Source organism: Acuticoccus kandeliae (genome assembly GCF_003073115.1).
Map to the genome: position 1 here is coordinate 1 of NZ_QBBV01000083.1, position 389 is coordinate 389.

Annotated in this window: 1 protein-coding gene; it reads right to left on the reverse strand. The window is 68.6% G+C overall.

The window, feature by feature from the left end:
• A partial coding sequence (locus DBV35_RS29410; protein WP_245944153.1) for a hypothetical protein occupies positions 1-389 on the reverse strand: 389 nt, incomplete at both ends.

The following is a 389-nucleotide window of genomic DNA, read 5'->3' on the forward strand; positions in this document are numbered from 1 at the left end:
CGACCATCCGCTCGCCGTCCCGGTTGGGACGGGTCGAGCCCAGCAGCCCCGTGATCTCGTGCTCGCGCGCACCGTCGAACACCGGCGTCGCGGTGTTCGTGTCGGCGGGCACCGAGTAGAGCTCCTCGGGCATCTGCGCCGCCCACTCGGGCGTGCCCTCGATCTCCCAGCCGGACTTGGCGATCCACCCGAGGTGGGTCTCCAGGATCTGGCCGATGTTCATACGACGCGGCACACCGTGGGTGTTCAGGATGATGTCGACCGGCGTGCCGTCCGGGAGGAACGGCATGTCCTCCTGCGGGAGGATCTTGCCGATGACGCCCTTGTTGCCGTGCCGGCCGGCGAGCTTGTCGCCGTCGGAGATCTTGCGCTTCTGGGCCACGTAGACG